This is a genomic window from Spiroplasma endosymbiont of Thecophora atra, assembly GCF_964019735.1.
Classification (GTDB): Bacteria; Bacillota_I; Bacilli_A; order Mycoplasmatales; family VBWQ01; genus Spiroplasma_E; species Spiroplasma_E ixodetis_A.
In genome coordinates this window covers 411,015-425,684 of record NZ_OZ026464.1, presented here as the reverse complement: position 1 = coordinate 425,684, position 14,670 = coordinate 411,015, and the positions used below count along the sequence as shown (strand labels likewise).

Annotated in this window: 15 protein-coding genes and 1 riboswitch; of the genes, 3 read left to right on the top strand and 12 right to left on the bottom strand. The window is 24.0% G+C overall.

Translation table 4 applies throughout. The annotated features are described in order from the left end of the window. Positions 1-115 precede the first annotated feature (115 nt). Positions 116-289, bottom strand: coding sequence for a hypothetical protein (locus AACL05_RS02425; protein WP_338962283.1), 174 nt, complete (start codon positions 287-289; stop codon positions 116-118). A gap of 483 nt (positions 290-772) precedes the next feature. Here AACL05_RS02425 and aguA point away from each other — a divergent pair, with 483 nt between their 5' ends. Beyond that, entirely contained in the window at positions 773-1,882 is a 1,110-nt protein-coding gene (gene aguA, locus AACL05_RS02420; protein WP_338986191.1) for an agmatine deiminase, read from the top strand. A 145-nt stretch (positions 1,883-2,027) separates the two neighbouring features. On the opposite strand, the gene sepF is transcribed toward aguA, so the two are convergent. From sepF to AACL05_RS02370, 10 genes are all read right to left on the bottom strand, one after another. After that, positions 2,028-2,312 carry a cell division protein SepF gene (gene sepF, locus AACL05_RS02415; protein ID WP_286642494.1) on the bottom strand — a complete coding sequence of 95 codons (285 nt, stop codon included), beginning with the start codon at positions 2,310-2,312 and terminating at the stop codon, positions 2,028-2,030. A gap of 6 nt (positions 2,313-2,318) precedes the next feature. Then, positions 2,319-3,473 carry a cell division protein FtsZ gene (gene ftsZ / locus AACL05_RS02410; RefSeq protein WP_338962274.1) on the bottom strand — a complete coding sequence of 385 codons (1,155 nt, stop codon included), beginning with the start codon at positions 3,471-3,473 and terminating at the stop codon, positions 2,319-2,321. 35 nt (positions 3,474-3,508) lie between these two features. Beyond that, positions 3,509-4,789: a hypothetical protein gene (locus AACL05_RS02405; protein WP_338962271.1), complete on the bottom strand. Its 1,281-nt coding sequence runs from the start codon at positions 4,787-4,789 to the stop codon at positions 3,509-3,511. Between the two features lie 21 nt (positions 4,790-4,810). Then, positions 4,811-5,761 carry a 16S rRNA (cytosine(1402)-N(4))-methyltransferase RsmH gene (gene rsmH / locus AACL05_RS02400; RefSeq protein WP_338962268.1) on the bottom strand — a complete coding sequence of 317 codons (951 nt, stop codon included), beginning with the start codon at positions 5,759-5,761 and terminating at the stop codon, positions 4,811-4,813. 5 nt (positions 5,762-5,766) lie between these two features. Next, positions 5,767-6,210 (bottom strand): division/cell wall cluster transcriptional repressor MraZ, encoded by a 444-nt coding sequence (gene mraZ, locus AACL05_RS02395; RefSeq protein ID WP_281748124.1) that lies wholly within the window; start codon positions 6,208-6,210, stop codon positions 5,767-5,769. 272 nt (positions 6,211-6,482) lie between these two features. Then, positions 6,483-7,325, bottom strand: coding sequence for a BspA family leucine-rich repeat surface protein (locus tag AACL05_RS02390; protein ID WP_338962264.1), 843 nt, complete (start codon positions 7,323-7,325; stop codon positions 6,483-6,485). Between the two features lie 241 nt (positions 7,326-7,566). After that, positions 7,567-7,971: a hypothetical protein gene (locus tag AACL05_RS02385; RefSeq protein WP_338962261.1), complete on the bottom strand. Its 405-nt coding sequence runs from the start codon at positions 7,969-7,971 to the stop codon at positions 7,567-7,569. 815 nt (positions 7,972-8,786) lie between these two features. Further along, positions 8,787-10,721, bottom strand: coding sequence for a hypothetical protein (locus AACL05_RS02380; protein ID WP_338962259.1), 1,935 nt, complete (start codon positions 10,719-10,721; stop codon positions 8,787-8,789). Between the two features lie 198 nt (positions 10,722-10,919). Continuing rightward, positions 10,920-11,291 carry a hypothetical protein gene (locus AACL05_RS02375; protein WP_338962256.1) on the bottom strand — a complete coding sequence of 124 codons (372 nt, stop codon included), beginning with the start codon at positions 11,289-11,291 and terminating at the stop codon, positions 10,920-10,922. Positions 11,292-11,580: 289 nt separating this feature from the next. After that, complete coding sequence (locus tag AACL05_RS02370) at positions 11,581-12,267, bottom strand: hypothetical protein (protein ID WP_338962254.1); 687 nt, start codon at positions 12,265-12,267, stop codon at positions 11,581-11,583. Positions 12,268-12,596: 329 nt separating this feature from the next. Here AACL05_RS02370 and AACL05_RS02365 point away from each other — a divergent pair, with 329 nt between their 5' ends. Further along, positions 12,597-13,088 carry a helix-turn-helix domain-containing protein gene (locus AACL05_RS02365; protein ID WP_338962251.1) on the top strand — a complete coding sequence of 164 codons (492 nt, stop codon included), beginning with the start codon at positions 12,597-12,599 and terminating at the stop codon, positions 13,086-13,088. On the opposite strand, the gene AACL05_RS02360 is transcribed toward AACL05_RS02365, so the two are convergent. After that, positions 13,085-13,729, bottom strand: a complete 645-nt coding sequence (locus AACL05_RS02360; protein WP_338962248.1) for a hypothetical protein — start codon at positions 13,727-13,729, stop codon at positions 13,085-13,087. The two genes, AACL05_RS02365 and AACL05_RS02360, sit on opposite strands and share 4 nt — an antisense overlap. 99 nt (positions 13,730-13,828) lie before the next feature. On the opposite strand from AACL05_RS02360, the gene AACL05_RS02355 reads away from it, so the two are divergent. After that, a complete protein-coding gene (locus tag AACL05_RS02355) occupies positions 13,829-14,383 on the top strand; it encodes an inorganic diphosphatase (RefSeq protein ID WP_338962245.1) in 555 nt (184 codons plus the stop codon). A gap of 52 nt (positions 14,384-14,435) precedes the next feature. After that, positions 14,436-14,614: riboswitch (cobalamin riboswitch) on the top strand. The last annotated feature ends 56 nt before the right edge of the window (positions 14,615-14,670 follow it).

Here is a 14,670-nt window from a genome sequence, read left to right as displayed (position 1 = left end):
TTTTCTAATAAAAGTTCATCAAATACTAAAAACTTTTTATTATTATAAAGAGAAAATAACTCTTGATAAAGATGATGAACAATATTTAAAAAGCAAAATAATGAATCTGCTTTAATTAAACTATTAAAAATATAGTAACGTCATCACTATTAACTGTTTTTATTAATTGTTTACAATACTTTCTTTCTATTTTTGCACTTGTAATCTTAGAAATTATTTCTTTTCTAAAATGCTTAATATTTTTTTGCTTTTTATTATCAGAACCTATTTCTTGACTTTCTGTAGGCACTTCTTTACATCCTTTCAAATAAAAAACCCATTTATTTTATTAAAAATAAAACAATGGGCTTGAAAAACATATTTTTTTAATTTTTTTATTTTAAATTTTCATTAAAATAAGCAAAGGAACAATTCTAAAATAAATTAGTTATAATTTATTTGAAAAAGTTAATTAACAATTTCTAAAATCTCTTGTTAATTACCTATAATAATGCATATAGTTTATCTCTAATATTTGAGATAACTATTGCTAAATAATAGCATGTATAAAACGTATTGCAAATAATATACAAAAATCATACTTTATATTACATTAATTTTACTAATTAAAATGATAAATAAAACCAGATTCAATTAACTTTAACATTTTTATTATGAAATAAATTTTATTTTGTAAATAAAATATTTTATAATAAAAATACTATTTATATATAGAATAGGGGTTACATAAATCCACTATTATAAATAGTACTACTTAAAGGGGGAGGAAATTATGAGCAAATTATTAACATCAACACCAAAAAAAGATGGTTTTTTTGCCCCAATTGAATCAATAGAAAATAAAGGCACATGAATGATTTGACCGCTTATGAAAGATGATTGACAAAAAGAATGTCAACCAGCACGAACTGTTTTTGCAAAAATAGCCAACTCAATCAATAAACATGAACCAGTAAAAATTATTATTAATAAAAGTAATTGAAATGAAACTCGCAAACTATTAGATCCAACTATCAAATTAATCGATATCAAATATCAAGATAGTTGAGCGCGTGATATGGGACCAATTTATTTAATAAATAAAAAAGGACAACGAAGAGCTGTTCACTTTCACTTCACTGCATGAGGCATGAAAAATGAACCAAGTGTTAATCCACCAGGTTGAAATTGAAATTATGAAATTGATAATAAAGTTGGAATTGAAATGACTAAAAATAGTAACATTGATTATTATCAAGAACCAATTGTATTAGAAGGCGGAAGCATTCATCAAGATGATGAAGGAACAATTTATACTACAAAAGAATGTTTATTAAACCCTAATCGAAATCCTGATTTAACAAAAGAAGAGATTGAAGAACATTTAAAACAATATTTAAATGCACAAAAAATAATATGAATTCCTCGTGGTGTTTATAATGATGAAACAAGTGCTCATGTTGATAATCTACTACATATCATTACACCTGGTCATGTTGTTTTAACATGAACTGATGATAAAAATGATCCTCAATATGAGCGTAGTTTAGAAACTTTAACGTTTCTTACAAATAGTACAGATGCTAAAGGACGAAAAATAAAAGTAACTAAATTACATCAACCAGCACCATTATTTATAACTAAGTCAGAGGCAGAAAATCGTGAAAAAAGTCCTCGTTTTGCTAATCGTACCGAAGGATTTCACATGCCAGCTAGTTATGTTAATTTCTATATTACAAATAAAACAATCATTATTCCTGCTTTTAATGACCCAATATGGGATAAAAACGCAATTAATGTTTTACAAAATTGTTTTCCTAATCATAAAATTAATTCATTCTATACACGTGAAGTACTATTAGGTGGTGGCAATATTCACTGTATAACACAACAAGAATTATAAAAATAACAAATAAGCAAATTAAAACAATAAATCCCTTCTAATTTAGAAGGGATTTTTATTCTAAAATTAATGTAAGAATAATTTAAAAAATAAATAATTTTATTTCTTTATTATTAGAAAGAAATAAAAACCTATTTGTTCAAGATTAACTTAATTCATTTTTAAATTCATAAATATGAATATCAGTTTTATCAACAACAAAACCAATAACATACGAAATACCACAAAGAAAATCTATAATTCTTCTTCGATCATTTTCAACAGTTGTTGTTAAATTAACTTTAATTGGTTTTTGTAAAATCATAGCATTAGCAATTGATTCAATTTCTTGATAATTTTTAGGAGCAAATTCTTGTATTTGTTCTTGAAAACTGGTTTTATAATTACTATTTTCATCATTGTCTTTATATTTTTTACTTCTTCATCCCATAATTAATTAAACTCTCTTTCGTCTTCGTAAAAATGATGGTAAATCATCATCTGCTTCCATTGCTGCTTCTTGGACTAAATTTTGTTGTTCTTCTTCTTTTTTCTTTGTTTGTTCTTTAATTTCTTCGCTTAAATATTGAGTCTTATTAGTAATAAATTCATGATTATCAACTTTTGAACTATAAACAAAATTATTAGCATTAGCACTTTCTTCATCAAAACCAGTGGCAATAACTGTTACAATCATTTCATCATTTAAATTTTCATTAACAGCGACACCAAAAATGATATTAACATCATTACCCGCAGCATCACGAACTAAATCAACAGCAATATTAGCATCAGTTAATGTCATTGTTGTTCCACCAGTAACATTAACAATAGCATTTTTAGCACCCTTAATTGTCACATCATCAAGTAAAGGAGAAGAAATAGCTTTTGTTGCGGCTTGTTTAGCTTTATGTTCACCCTTTGACATTCCAATACCAAATAAGGCATTACCTTTATTTTCAATAATAGTACGAACATCAGCAAAATCTAAATTTATTAAAGCAGGAACAGCAATTAAGTCAGTAATAGTCTGTACACCTTGACGTAAAATATTATCTGCTTCTTTAAACGAATCTTTAAGAGGAATATTACCAATTACTTGTAATAATTTATCATTAGAAATAATAATAATTGCATCAACTTGTTTCTTTAAATTTTCAATTCCAACTACGGCATGAGCATTACGATTACGTCCTTCAAATTTAAATGGTTTAGTAACAATAGCAATTGTTAAAGCACCACATTCTTTAGCAATTCTTGCAACAATTGATGCGGCACCAGTACCAGTACCACCACCCATACCAGCAGCAATAAAAACCATATCTGCACCATCTAAAGCACGTTTAATCTCTGCTTCACTTTCAATTGCGGCTTGTTTACCAATTTCGGGATTAGCTCCCGCTCCAAGTCCCTTTGATAATTCTTTGCCCAAAATAATTTTATTTTCAGCTGGAGATGCATTAACTACTTGTGCATCAGTATTAGCAACATAAAAATCAACACCTTGTACCTCTGCTTCAATCATTCTATTAATAGCATTATTACCAGCACCACCAATACCAATTACCCGAATTGATGCTATTGGTTTAAATTGTGAATTATTATGTTCCATTTTATTTTCCTCCTGATTAATCAAATTGTCTTCTTCTATTTACTACCATCATTATACTGATAATTTGGTTGAAAGGGGGAATTATAATGCTTATTATCATGATTATTAGAATGCGTATAATGATTTAATTTTGATACAATTTCTGGTTTATGTATTGATGAAATATAATTATTACTAAAAACATTTACTAAATGTTGGTAGTGAGTATTACCGATTAAAGTAGTTCACTGATAACTATATGCACCAGGAGTTTGGCTAAGCATATATTTTACTTCTTTTAGTTTGCTATTATTTTTAAAATAGTTGGCAAAACCACATAAACCAATAGTAATTCCCGTAAAAATAATTTCCATATCTGAACTATTATTATCACTAACTTCATCAAGAAAATATTCAATACAAGCAATAATTTCATTAATTTGTTTTTTAACTGTTGCTTGTAAATCAGTTTTTGTTAAACGAACAATAGATTTTGTCTGCTCATCAACATACTTATCAACAACAACATCGCATAAATAATTACTACTTATATTAATAATTTTTTGTAAATATCTTTCAGTTTTATCATAACCACAATGCATTTGCTTCATTAATGATTGAATTATTTGATTTCAACCAATTTTAATATTTGTTGTTGCAAATAATACTGAATTACTAAAAACACTAATCTTAGTACTATTAATATTTCAATCAACTAAAACTGTATTACGATTAAAATCAGTATTTTTAATATTACATACTAATGCAAATTGATCTAAAGTAACCGTTAACAATTCTGTTTCGGCATTAGTTAATACTTCGAGGTGAGAATTATATAAACTTTTAGGTAATGAATAAACTAAAGCATCAACATGCATAACTTGTCCTTTTTTAGCAATTGGTAATTGTTCATTACCAATTGCATGATCAACTTTAAAATTGTATGGTTTAGTTAAACAAATAATTTCACTATTATCAATAGTAATGTTTTTAGCCATTTCAATCACTTTACTACAATCTTCATCAGTAATAATGTGGTTAGCATCTTTAAAATCAAGTGATGCTTGTGATTGATAAATTTTTAAATTATTTGAAGGTAAAGTTAAGGCAATACGTTGTACTTTTATATTTAAAGTATTATTAATTTTATTAATAATTTGCCTTAATAACTTACCTGTAGCAATTGAATTAATAATTACACCATTTTCAGAAAACTGTTCAGTATCAACAGTTTCTTTATATAAAACCTGAATTTGATTATTAACATAATTATTAACCATAACTTTTAAACTAAAGTCTTCAATTTGACATACAACATATAATTCTTGAAAATTCATATTGTTCACCTCCAAACATTTTTATGAATCAATATAAGTAATAACTCTTAACTTTGCACTTCGTGCTCTTGGATTTTTATTTATTTCATCAGGCTTTGGTGTAATTGGTTTTTTAATTATTAATTGATATTTTGTTTTTCAATTATTATGAACTGGTAATTTAGCATATAATTGCGCTTGTGGATCAATTAAAACTTCATTAAAAGTTTGTTTAACAATACGATCTTCTAAAGAATGAAAACTAATAACAACAATTCTACCATTAGAATTTAATAATTTCAAAGATTGTTTTAAAGAAGATTTTAATGTTTCTAACTCGTTATTAACAGCAATTCTTAATGCTTGAAAAGTCTTTTTGGCAGGATGATGATGCTTATTTAATACTCTTACTGGTAATGATTTTTTAATAATCGTAACCAATTGTAAAGTGGTATCAATTGGTTGAAAAGTTCTTGTTTTAATAATATTTTTAGCAATACTACTAGCAAATACTTCTTCACCATAATTTTTAATGATTGTTTTTAATTGCTCATAATTATAATTATTAACAATATCTCACGCATTTAATTTTTGACTTTGATCCATACGCATATCTAACTTAGCATCTTTCATATAACTAAATCCTCTAATATCTTCATCAACTTGTGGTGATGATATACCTAAATCATATAATATACCATCAACTTTAGTAATATTTCTTTTTAAAAGCTCAGATTGAATATTAGCAAAATTACTTTTAATTATTTCATATTTATCTTTAAAATCTTTTAAAATAATTTTACTATTATCAATGGCCATTTGATCTTGATCAAAAGCATATAGTTTGCCAGAGGTAAGTTTTGATAGTATAACTTTACTATGACCTGCTCGTCCTAATGTACAATCGACATAAATACCATCAGGTTTAATATTTAAGAAATCAATTGCTTCTGTTAACATTACAGAAATGTGTCTTGCATTGATATTATTCATAATTTTTATATCTCATCTAGAGCTGCTGCCGCTGACTCAAATTTATCCTTGGTATCTTGATTAAAACTATTTCAATTAGTTTCTGATCAAATCTCAATTTTATTGGATAGTCCAATCATAATTACTTTTTGTTTAATATCAGCTAGTGTCAATAATGAATGTGGAATATTAATGCGACCTTTACTATCAATAGTTAATTCTTCTGAATTAGCAAATACTTGTCTTGCCAAAATTCTGGCTTCTTTCTGACCTTCAGATTGTGATAAGATTTTATCTTGTCATTTAATAAATTCAATTTCGTTACGAATAACTAAACAGCCTTCAAAACCTTTAGAAACAATAACAATCTCATTGTTATGAAAATAACTTCTAAACTTAGAAGGAATTATCATTCGTTTCTTTTCATCTAATGTTGACAATGATTGTCCTAGTAGCATAATATCACCCACACTTTCCCACTATTACCCATATTATATAACCTTTGGCATATAATTGCAATTGATTACTTTAAATGTATGACTAATCAGTAAAATAAAAGAGCATACAATAATAAAAATAAAAACTCATTTACTTTAAAAAAATAAAGAAATGAGTTAAAACTTTTTAAACTTACCGTTTGTCAATATTATATGCTTTTATAAAAAACAAATATAATATTTTATTATACTATTCTAAATTTTATTATAGTTAATTACTTAGAAATTAAATACTTTTGATCAAATTAAATAGTGTTATTAATAAAAAAGTTTTTAAATTTAGGTAATTTATTAGAATCAGAAATTGCTGAACCAACAGCAAAATGAGTGTGATCTAGTACATTGGATACATCTCACTTTGAAAGATCTTGATCAAATAATACTGAGCCAGCAAACATACCAGTCATAATTCTTACATTGGATACATCTCAAGTTGATAAATCTTGATTAAATGCTAAAGTATTGGCAAATGTACCAACCATATCTTCTACACTAGATACATCTCAAGCTGATAAATCTTGATTAAATAAAAAACAACCAGTAAACATACCACTCATACTTCTTACATTAGATACATTTCACTTTGAAAGATCTTGATTAAATTTTAAACTACCATTAAACATAACAAGCATATCTGTGACATTAGATACATCTCAATTTGAAATATTACCATTAAATGAAGTAGCACCAGCAAATACACTCAACATACTTGTTACTCTAGATACATCTCAAGTTGATAAATCTTGATTAAATTGTGAAGCACCCAAAAACATAAAATTTAAAGAAGTTATTTCTGGTGGTAATTTGTCAGGTACTTCTTTAATTGTTTTTGGCATTCTAACAACTTGAATTTCACCTTGTTGGTTTTTATAAAAACCAATTTGAGTAATTTTAGTAGTTTTTATATTTGATAAATCTCTTTTATTAGTTGTTTGTTCTTTTCCATCTTTATCAATGTAAATTGTATCTTGTTGTGTTTTTTTATCTAAAAGTTCAATTTTTTGTGGAGTTTTATTTAAAACAGTATTTAAAGTTCCAATAGATGTTCCAAATGCTAAAACACTTAGTGCAGTAATCAATGTTTTCATATTGAAAACCTCCCTTTTTATTTTATTCAATAACTTTTTATTAAATCTATAAGTTATTTATATCTTAGAATGCTTTTTAAGATAATGCAATAACAAATATTTATACTCCCACAAAACACTACTTTTAGCATAACGTTAACAAATCAAGCAATAAAAATCACTAGCAACAATAAAGATGCTAGTGATTTTTTATTATTAAATTTTAAAAATCTATTCAAATAAATTTAACAAAAAACTATTACTAATTAGCAACAAAAACTGAATTAACAGAGTTTAATGAAGATGAATCATTATCAATATTTGTTTCATTACATCTTGTCTTAAACTCTTCATCATTAATTAATAAAGTACCATTTTCTTCATTATCCAATATGCTCTGATTTTCATTATTAATTTCAAAATCAATAGCATTTCAAAATTTATTTATTAATCAATTAGTAGTTCCAGAAACTCCATCAAGTGTAACAAAAATTGGATCAATAATTTTTGAATCAAGACCAGGTGTTCAAAATAATGATCCTCCTCCAATAACTGCAGCAAAAGGACATAATAAATTAAAACCATCTTCAATTGACTTTAATATTTTATTAGTTGTTGAATCTTTATTAGTAAAATAAATACGTGTAAGTGTTGTTGTTCCAGCCAAAACACCAGAAATAGCAGATATTTCAAAACTAATAAATGGTAGTAAATTAGGAATTGTTAAATCTCAATTACTTGCTTTAGTAAATATTGTTTTAATAAAATTAACATCTAATGTTGTAACTATATATGAGGTATTTGTTAATATTTTTCAAACTTCTATTAATGTTGCTACTTTTTTACTATCTGGTAAAAATGTAAATACTGTCCCAAAAACACCCCTATTTAAAGCATTTGCTAAATTTAATCATTGTGAAACTTGACGAGCATTATGTAATAATTTAGTAGTTGCACCAGGACTACCAGCACCAATAGCATTTAAAGCAATAGTAATAATTTTTTTATACTGTTCTTGATTATTTATCTTTTAATTACTCTTCTTTCTAAGTTAAAATTTCTCTAATTAAACAACAAAAAAACCTATTTAGGTAATAATACTAAACAGGCTTAATGATTTAAGCACATATTTCTTGTCTGTTCATATACATTATAAAATCAAAACATTTAAAAAACAATATTCAAAATAAAGAAAATAGAAAAATATTAAGTAATGTAAACAACAATCTTTACATTACTTTTTTTCTTCAATGGTATTTAAAATATTGATTAAATTCCTGCGGTTGTTGCAAGTGTTAAAACACTTAATCTTGTTAATAATGATTTCATAATTAGTCCCCTTTATTTTCCCCAATAACTTTTTCTTAAATCTATAAGTTATCTATATTTTAAATTGTTTAAAGAAAAAATGCAATAACCGTCTTGTATATTAAGATACTTTTTAAATTAAAATATCTAATTATTGAAGAAAATTATTAAAAATTATTGACTAATATGAAATAACTTTATTTTAAAGATTTTACTTGTAAGAAAATTAGCATTTTTAAATGTAATATCATAACTTTTATTATCTAAATTATTTTTAATTTTATAACTTAAAACTGCACTAACACTACCATCATCATGTTTAAATGTATTCATTGCAATATCACTTAAAGTAAAATAACTATTATTGTTAATATCAAAATATTTACTATACATATCTTTATATAAATTTTCTTGGTCCTTTAACATATTATCAAGAATACCATTATGATGTGTTTTATCAACTATTATATTTAGTAAGGAATTTAAACTACTAGTAGAAGTATTTAATCAATTAGAAAAGTTTGCAAAAACACTATCTTGTTTAAAATTAGTTTCACCACCAAATTGAACACCTAATAATTGTAATATTTCTTTAGTTTTACTAATATTATCTGTTGTTGGATGATTAATAATATATTTAAGATTATTTAAAGCATTAATAAAATCTTTACTATCGAAAGTTAAATCTAAATATTTTACTAAATCTTTTAAATCAATTAATGGATTTGTTGTTAAATATTTATTAGTAAACTCAAATATTTTATTAATTGTGTCACTAATTAGAACATTTTTAATTGCTGATTCTAAACTATTAACAACTTGTTGAGGAATATCATTAATAGCTGAAATAAAAGAAAATTTCTTTTGAATCTCAGGTAATGTTCAATATGAATCAGTTCATGCAAAGGTAGCTTTCGCAATAATATCTTCACCAAAAGGTCCGGTCATTAAATTGGTAACTAATTTAAGCATATTATCTTTTGAAGATATTAATTCTTGAAAAATAGTTAATACTTTTTTTAGTTGAACTGTATTATTTTTAAGTAGTGTTTTATCATCTCAAGTAATACTATCAATGCCAAAAGTTGGATTAGTTAATTTTAATACTTCGCTTTTAACCATTGGTATTATTGTTTTTATTAAATAAGGTCATGCCACTGGATTTGTTAAAATCTTATTAAGAGTTTCACTAAATGTAGCATTAAAATTATCAGAATTAAAACCAATAGGTCCAGCACCTCATAAAGCATATTTAATATTATCGCTAATCATTTCACCAATATATTTTCCTGATATTGACTTAAACATATAATTAAAATTAACACCAGCTATATATTCATAAAATTGATTTCAATTTCAATTTTTTGCTTCATCTTTAACATAGTATCACTTTTCATGACTTGGAATATTTCAAGCTTGAGCAAATGTCGCTTTCTTTGACATATAATCTTGCATTTTTTCAAAAGTAGTATTACCACTAAAATTATCTTCTTGATCTCAATCTGCTAATAATTCATCAATAGTATTAGTTATAATTAGAATATAATTAGTATAAGATAAGTAATCATTAATATTTGGTATTAAATTTTTAATATTTTTTAACATTCCATCAATCATATTAACAGTATCATCATTAGATAAAATAGAATTATTTAAATAATTTTTAACCATTTGCAATATGTCACGATAACTACTATAGCTATTAATATTATTGGCGATAGTGTCAACTTTAGATTGATTAATACCATTACGTTGAAATAAAGACTGAATAGTATTAATACTATTACCATCTAAGTTGCTAGTTCAATCATTAATAAAATCATTTCCATTATTCTTACCTGTAAGATTATCAATTTGAATAGAAGGGGCTTGATTATACATATTATTTAATAAATTATTAGTATTAAAACCTTTATTTTTACCAATTAATAACGATTTACCAACAATAGAGGTTTCATTAGCATACTTAGTTGCTGTTTTAGTATCAACATTGTTGTTAGCAAAATTATTAATACTAATATTGTTTGTATCAATTGTGAATGCTAAAAGCGACATACTAGAACTTAATAAAAGGCTGGTAGTAAAAAATAAATTTAATTTTCGTCTCATATTTTACACTCCATTTATAATGATTTTCTTATTATTATAAACTATTACAAAATAATGTACAGTAAATTTTATTTTTAAAAAAATATCTACTAATAAGTTAAATTAGTAGATACTTAATACATTTTAATTATGAATTTAATTAGATATTCCGTTTTTGTTAAGTTAGGACTAATAACTAGTAAAGGAATATTTATAAATTTATGAGAAAGTATGTTTATTATGTTTTTTTGGTATAGAAACATTAGTTTTTGGTGTAGAAGCATTAGTTTGTGTTTTATTAAAAACATGTGTTGGTTTAACTGAATGATTATTCTCTTGAGTAAAATGAGAATGTTTTTTGTGTTGATGTAATTTATTATTACATTTATTAAACAAATGTTTAATCAAATGTAAGGGATTTACTATACAGTGATGATGATGACATAAAATATCAACAATATTAGTTAATAAATAATTAACATTTTTATTAGCTTCCAAATTATATTGGATAGGTTTTTCTAAAATGCTATAAAAGGTAGGAATAATATTATTATAATTAGCGATATCTCTTTCCTGTAAATATGTTAACATTTCCAAAACTTTTTTATTATTTACTAAATCATTATTACTTTTAAACTTTCTATTCTTGATAATGCTATGATAAGAATTTGGAACACATAAACAATATTTTATTTTCCTTGATGATTTTATTTTCTTTTTTCTTAATTTCAGAAAAAATATTATTATAAAACCAATTAAAAAAATAATACTCATGATAATAATTAAAATAACTATTAACTTCATATATTGCTCCCTAATTTTATTTTTAATTAATAAGTATTAATTTAACATTTTATTTTATAAAATAAAATACTTTTTATTAAAAATAATAACGTTTAGCAGAACCTATCTTTCTTTCAACTAAACTAAATAAGATAAAGATAAAAATAAATCTTAAAATTTCAATACCAAGTAAAATAAATAATATAATTACTGAATGATTATTAAAATTAAGAATATTATTATCATATTCATCAGGTCTTGGTAGGTTAGGACTAAAATAAAGTACTACTAAAGTTAAAGCAAAAGATAAAGTAGCAATAATCGCATTTAAGGGTACTATTACTAGACCAGCACTTATTTTTTTGATAGTATCTACTTTTAAATTTTTACTTTTATTGCACAATTTAAAAAGATAGTAGTAAATAAAATAAAAAGAAACAATAAATAAAATATTAGCAATATTATCAAAGAAAATTTGAATTGGTGGATGATCACTATCTGCTAATAAATGTAATCAAGGTTCGATAATACCAATTGCTAATGTATAATATAAACCAATAATTGGTAAAGCAAAAGCAATAATTAATGAATCAAAAATTCTTAATGGTAAAATTACTCCCATAAACTGAATAGGTATTTCAATTAATGAAGAAGCAACAGCTAATCCCAATAAAATTCCTGTCAAAGTAATATTAAAAATTTGTTGTTTTGAATTAATCTTTATTTTTTTCTTTGTTTTTATATCTACTTTTTCTTTTTCTTGGTCAACACTTTTAACTCTCATTATAACTTCTCCTTTTTAAAATAGGTATTTAATTAAATAAATACTTATTTATAAAAATTATAAATTACTTTTAATTAAAAAACAAGACATTTATTAAATTTTTATAAAAACTATTAATACTACTCTAATTTAGAAAATTAATTAACAATGAAAATATCATAATAATAATTTGATAAATAATTTTTATTACAATAAAAATAACAAAAACTAAAAAAATAAATTATAATATTAATCATTAATTTAAATAGTGTTAAATCCTTATATAGATATTTTTTCTGTATTAGGATTTTTATTAAATTAATATTGAAAAAGAAAAGGAAGATTAAAAGATGGCAAAAAAATATACACTCGAAATAAAAGAAAAAGTATTACAATATTTACAAGATGGTAAAAGTTATGATGAAATCAAAAAAGAAACTGGCATTTCAAAAACAACAATTAGAATTTGAAAACAAAAAGCAAGAAAGAATGAACTTAAAACAAAACATTCAGTCAACTCAACTCCAAAAGATATATTAGAAGAAGCTATCAATATTGCGGAAATAAATTGTGATAATAATGAGAATCAAAATTATAAAGAAGAATTTTTAAATCAACAACAAGCAATAAATTTATTATCAGTAAATATTAACAAACAAATAGAAAACAACTATTTTGATAATTCAGAAGAAGATAGTGATTCAGAACGATTAGTAATTGATGAAGATTATAAAGAAGAAGTAAATATTTGAAGACCTTGAGAAGAATCAGAAATAAAACAAAATAATGAAGAATCTTTAGTAATAGAAATAAAAAAAGATCAATTAAAATATATTATTTAAATATTAAAATGTTGTACTAAAATTTGTACTGGCCTAACTAATAATAAATATAAAAACAAAACTGAAGTAAATTTAATTAAATTAAATGGTACAAATACAATTCAAATCTTATCTTTAAGATCACCAGCACCATACATGTCTAAAATAAAAGCTCAATTATAAAAAGCACTAATTAATGATACTAAAATACAAGTAATAACAATTGTTGGTATTTCAATAATCATTAATCGTTTTCAAGAATTATTAGATTGCGTTTTTCAAAATGGTAATTGCTTAAATAATAATTTAAAACTACTATATAATAACAATAAAGTAATAGTATTTAACATATAAGCAAATTCACCAATTGGTTCAGCATTACCAGAAGGAAAATGAGGTAAGATTAAACTTAGTCAAGGAACAATAATGGCAATTAACAAACTATAAGGAAGTTTAATAATTAACAATGCAATTAAATTAATAGTATTACCAAAATCAATTTTTAAAAAAGGTAAAAAAATAGGTGGTGTTTCTAATAAGGTCATTAATGTCGTAACTGCTAATAAACTACTAACTAATGCTATTCTATGAGTAGTTAGTTTTAAAGAATTATTCATATTACTTTTAAATTGTTGTCACTTTTTCTCATATTTTAAACTCATCTTTTACTCCTTAAAATACATTTATTATTTTAATTATATATAAAAAAACGTTTATTTATTATATAATAAAATTAATTTTTAAAAGGAGATGAAGTATTAATGAATAAAAGCGAAAATAACATTGTGCAAATGGTAGTTGAAATTCCCAAAGGATCAAGTAATAAATATGAATATGATTGAAAATCTAAAACTATGATATTAGATCGTGTTCTTTATGGTGCTAATTTTTATCCCGGTGAATATGGATATATTCCTGAAACTTTAGATTACGATGGTGATCCTTTAGATATTATTAGTTTAATTACTTATCCAACTTTCCCTGGTTGCTTAGTAGAAGTTAGAATTTTAGGAATGATTAAAATGATTGACGGTGGTGAAGTTGATACTAAATTATTTGGTGTTGTTAATTCTGATCCACGCTTTAATGAGTATCAAGATCTAAAAGATGTACCACAACATTTACGTGATGAAATTGTTAATTTCTTTCTACAATATAAAGAATTACAAAAAAAGAAAGTCATAATTGAAGGTTGAGGTAACTTAAAAGAAACATTAACTGAACTTACAACATGTAAAAATATGTTTAAACAATATCAAAATGAAATGAATAATTTACCAAAAGCACAATTAGTGTCATTATTAAACAAAAAATAAAGAAAAAATTTAATATATTAAAAATATATTAAATCATTTATCATTAAATACAACTAAATAAAATTAAATAGATGAACAACTGTTCATAAAAGGGAATTAAGTAATCTTAAGCTGCCCCAGCAACTGTGATACTGATAAAAGTTACATAATCCATTGAAATCAAAGATTTTGAGAAGGGTAACAAGTAAAATGAAGTTAAGCCAGTAGACCTATCTATTTAATACTACTAAACTAATCTCTGGGTGCAGATAACAGTTATATAATTTTAATTGATGTTTTATCTCCGA